Origin of the sequence: Campylobacter aviculae (genome assembly GCF_005406215.1) — a bacterium.
Lineage (GTDB): Bacteria > Campylobacterota > Campylobacteria > Campylobacterales > Campylobacteraceae > Campylobacter_D > Campylobacter_D aviculae.
The window spans coordinates 1-4379 of record NZ_NXMA01000030.1 but is presented as its reverse complement, the minus strand read 5'-3'; the positions used below and the strand labels follow the sequence as shown (position 1 = coordinate 4379).

Genomic DNA, 4379 nt, shown 5'->3' with positions numbered 1-4379 from the left:
TTTACCACCCAAAATAACCTGCTCCCATTCCTGCTTTTTATTTTTTACTTTTCTAAGCTTATTGGCTTGTATTTTCATAGGAGCAAATTTAATCTTATTGCTTTTAGGTATAGCAAATATAGGATAACCTTTCATACTTATACCTATTAAACCCATATGTAAAACCGCATGTTTATCATTGATTTTATGACTTGAATAGGTATGAGGAAATACTAAAGCTACTTTAGTGCAAGGTCCTCCTAATACAGGTGGATTAAAACATCCACTGATACTAGCTCCTTGTATTTCATTGTGTAACATGATAGGAGTTTTTTTAGATTGAATTTTTTTAGCTTTTTTAGCTTTTAGCTGGACTCTTCCTCCGTGCAAGCATAAAAGTGTATCACTTTCTATGATGGGATGAAAAACAGATAAATCAGGATTTGTCCTTCTGTCTTTTATATTTGGTATTGAAATTTTTCTTCTTTTTTTCTTAGCCATTGATCAGCCTATGAGCTTTTAAAACATTTTGTAGTTCTTTGGGGTGTGAATAAAGTTCTTTCTCTTCTAAAGAGCAATCAAAATTTATAGGAAAAGGTTTTATAGTATCTTTAGCTAAAAATTTTTCCCACAATAATGCGTTCTCATTTTCTGTAAATTCCCAAAAATCATCTTTATTATTATAAACATAATCTTGATAATTTATAAAATTTAAAAAATTAATCTTTAAATCTTTTTGCCTAGAAAGCAAACCTTGTATATCTTCTTCTTCTGAATTTTTAGGTAATTTATCATAATTTATAATATAACGATTGTATCTATCATTCATTAAGTTTTGAGTATTAAGATCTTCTAAAATTTCATTAGAATAATAATTTAAATAATAATTATTTGCGTATTTTTGTATATATTTTTTAAAACTTCTCTCGTAAAATAAATCATTCATTTTTAAAGGATAGGATTTGAAAGGATTGTTTTTTGAATTTAAAATATAATCATAAGCTACAAAAAAATAAGAAAAATCCATAAAAGCATAATCAGCACTGATGCCTTTACAAAGATTTAAAAACATATATTCAAGTTCTAAGGCGATTTTAATTTCTTTATTTAAATTTAATTCATCTTCTAAACTCTTTCCATTGATTGGAATAAAACTCTTCTTAATCCTATAGTCGTAATTTTTAATTAAATAATTTAAATTTTCTTCATTAAAATTAAAAGTTAAATTAAGAGAGGAATTAAAATAAACATCATATTGACTAAAACGAGGTTCTAAAAGATCATTTTCTATGAAAGTGTCTATTTTATCTTGAGGAAAATTTTCTCCCATTTCATTCCAAAAAGGTAAATTAGGAGAAAGATTTTCTATAAAACCCATAAGTGTTAATTCATCTTGATAGTATCGATGCAAAAAGTATTTGCTTTTATCTCTACATAAACGATTATAAATTTGAGTATAATTTTGTGGTAAAAAATCTAGCCATTCATCATCTGTGCTTAAATTAATACCCTCAAATTGATCGATACTAAAACAGGTTTTAAATTCTTGCATAGCTTTTAAAGTATTTTCTAAATGTTTATTATAGAAATTATTTTCATTGACTTTTTTAAAATCAAGCCATTCTTGTAAATTAAGGCGATTGCCTTTTAAGCTCCAAGCATTAAGATATTTTTCATCGCTAAAGGTCTTTTTAGATAAAAGATGAAAACTAACTTGATTAATGCTTACACTTTGTGTTTTCATTCGAATTTAAAACTTTTCAAATACTCTACAACAGGATCTTCACTTATCCATTCATCCTCACCCATTTCTTCATCAAATTCATCATATCCATAGCAATAAGGATCATCATAAAGTTCCATTTCTCTTGTTTCAGCAATACCTTCTATACAAATTTTTGCACTGATACAATCTTCTTGACTTTCATTAGGTTTTAAAGCCTTTAAGGTGTTAAAAATTTCAAAAGCATCGCTGTATTGTTTTTCATATTCTTCTTTATTGAAGCCTTTTTTATTATGTTGAACATTTATAATCTCACGTAAAGCTGTTTCTGCAGCTACAGCTAAAAATGTAAAACCATAACTTGATTCAAAATCTCCATATTCTTCGTATTCTTCACTCACAATACCACTAATATTAGCTCCCTTTTTTAAAGCAATTTGAAACTTTCTTACATTAGATTCTTCAATTGCTATAAGTAAATCATAATCCATTTCTTTGACCATTTTTTCTCCTAAGGTTCTAAAATAACTTGCAATTCATCATGAAGTGCTTTTCTATCTTGAACATGCAAATTAGCATAAAAATTCACAAAATGTTTATCCAGATCAAAATCTTCTCCATTGATTTTTCCTAAATTACTTCTAAAATTAAGTCTTTTAATGAAAACCCAACTAGGCGATCCTTTTAAAGCTTCTTGATACATTCTTATAAGTGCGGATCTTAAACCTTTCTTCTCGTCTTTTAGAAGTTTGTTAGCTTCTTCTAGTAAAGGGTCTTTTGTTTGATCCTCTGGCTTCTTAAAACGATTTTCATTAAATTTTATAGAATACTCTTTTTCATCCTTAGCCTTAGCTTGTGCTTGATTACTAGGTTCTGCAAAAACAAAATTATAATTATTGCCATGATCGGTTATTTCTGTGCTTCTATTACAAGCTATAGCATAATCCATTCCATATAATCTTACACATTTTAATTGATAAGAAATTTGATCGGTTAAATTTAAAGCACTGCTATAACCATAGTTTTTAACTTCTACTATCATTCTTTTTTTATCTTCAAGTGTGATAAGAAAGTCAGGATCGCTACCCTTTCCACTGCGAACTCCATCTTCTTTAAAAACTCCATTTGCATTGATTCTTTGATGATAAAGATGAGGGGCATGCCTTAAAAGAGCAAGAGAAGTAACCCATTCAGCATAATCAGCTCCTGCCCTTTTATTGATGAAATTTTTAAGTTTTTTGGTGTTGTCTGTTTTAGTTTGATTCTTTTTAGCACCATTGTTGTTATCTGAAGCTTCATGTTCTGTTACTAGTTTCTCAAACCTTTCTTTTTGTTTATTATGTCTTTCATTTTTTGCTTCTTTATCTGCTTCGATTTTCTTTATTTTTTCATTGATTTTATCTTCCTCTTCTTTAGTTGTAGCTCGTTGCAATTGTTCATCAGCTTTTTTCATTTCCTCACCATAAGTTTTTTCAATGATGGCTTTATTTCTTGCTAAAAGTTCCTCTGCTTTGGTTTTTAAACTATCCCAATCTTCATTTAATTCTCCATCCTCTGTTTGATAATGTTCTCTTTTTTTATCACTCACCTCAAGGGCTCTTTTAAATTCTTTAGGAGTTGGCAATTTTTCAAAAGGAGCATGTTTTAATCTTAGCTTAGTTCTTCTAAAATAAAGAGGATATTCTTGTTCGCCTAGACTTCTTACAATAACATGTCCTCCTATGGGTTTTTTATCAAAGTCAGGATGTTCTAATTCTATATAAAAACTTAATTCTTTATCTTTAATTTCACTATTGGAAAATTCTATTTTTCCTTGATCATTAGCAGTATTATCATACAGGAGTGTTTTTTTATCTTTATCATATATTTTTACCTTAGCTCCTATAATGGGGATATTTTCAATCTCATCTTCTTCATAGTCTATATAAAAATGTGCTTCCTCGCACAGTATTAATTTTATATTTTTTGTATGAATAGGACTCATTTTTTATTCCTCAGTAACTTCTATACTTCTATGAAACACTAAAGGAGTTTTTTCTAAGATAGCAAGATAATTTTCCTTAAGTTGCTTTTCGTGTTCTTTTTTTATTTTATCTTGTATTTCTCCTTTTTTTCGCATTTCAGTATATTTAAATTCTCTCAGTTTTTCTTCACTGCCTAAAAGCTCTAAAGAACTTTTAGCTCCTGCTTTAAGAAGGTATTTTTTTATGGTTTCACTTTTATTGCCTATAAGATCAAGAGCAGAATCTCCAAAATGATCAAAAACATTTACATTAGCTCCTGCTTCAATGAGTTTTTTAACTGTATTAGAATAACATTTCCTTACTGCCAATATCAAAGCATTTTCTCCATAATAAATCGCTCCTTTATCGTATTCTATGATTTCATTGATATCTTTTATTTTACCACTATCAATTAAAGCATTGGCAAATTTTTGCTCTTCATACATAAGAAGTTTGTGTAGTAAATTTTCACCCTCTGAATTTTTAAGATTAGGATCTGCTCCCAGTTCTAGTAAAAAATGTAAAAGTTCTAATTTATTAGCTCTTTCTATTTTAGTGGCGTCAAGAAGATAGTTGGTCTCAAAAATCAAAGGCTCATACCGCCCTTCCTTGCCTTGATAAAAATAAGCATTGATATTAGCTCCCTTATCCACTAAAAGCTTAATAATTTTTTT

4 protein-coding genes and 1 pseudogene are annotated in these 4379 nt (G+C 28.4%); all 5 read right to left on the bottom strand.

Features of this window, described 5'->3' with window-relative positions:
* Positions 1–480: pseudogene (locus CQA76_RS08695) on the bottom strand (hypothetical protein); the annotation flags it as partial.
* Positions 473–1723 (bottom strand): hypothetical protein, encoded by a 1251-nt coding sequence (locus CQA76_RS08690; protein ID WP_137622990.1) that lies wholly within the window; start codon positions 1721–1723, stop codon positions 473–475. The pseudogene CQA76_RS08695 and the gene CQA76_RS08690, both read right to left, overlap by 8 nt.
* Positions 1720–2205 carry a hypothetical protein gene (locus CQA76_RS08685; protein WP_137622989.1) on the bottom strand — a complete coding sequence of 162 codons (486 nt, stop codon included), beginning with the start codon at positions 2203–2205 and terminating at the stop codon, positions 1720–1722. The genes CQA76_RS08690 and CQA76_RS08685 overlap by 4 nt, the downstream gene beginning before the upstream one ends.
* Positions 2206–2213: 8 nt before the next feature.
* Positions 2214–3686, bottom strand: a complete 1473-nt coding sequence (locus CQA76_RS08680; RefSeq protein WP_137622988.1) for a hypothetical protein — start codon at positions 3684–3686, stop codon at positions 2214–2216.
* A 3-nt stretch (positions 3687–3689) separates the two neighbouring features.
* Positions 3690–4379, bottom strand: a 690-nt coding sequence (locus tag CQA76_RS08675) for an ankyrin repeat domain-containing protein (protein WP_170999739.1), incomplete at its 5' end; no start/stop codon positions are given.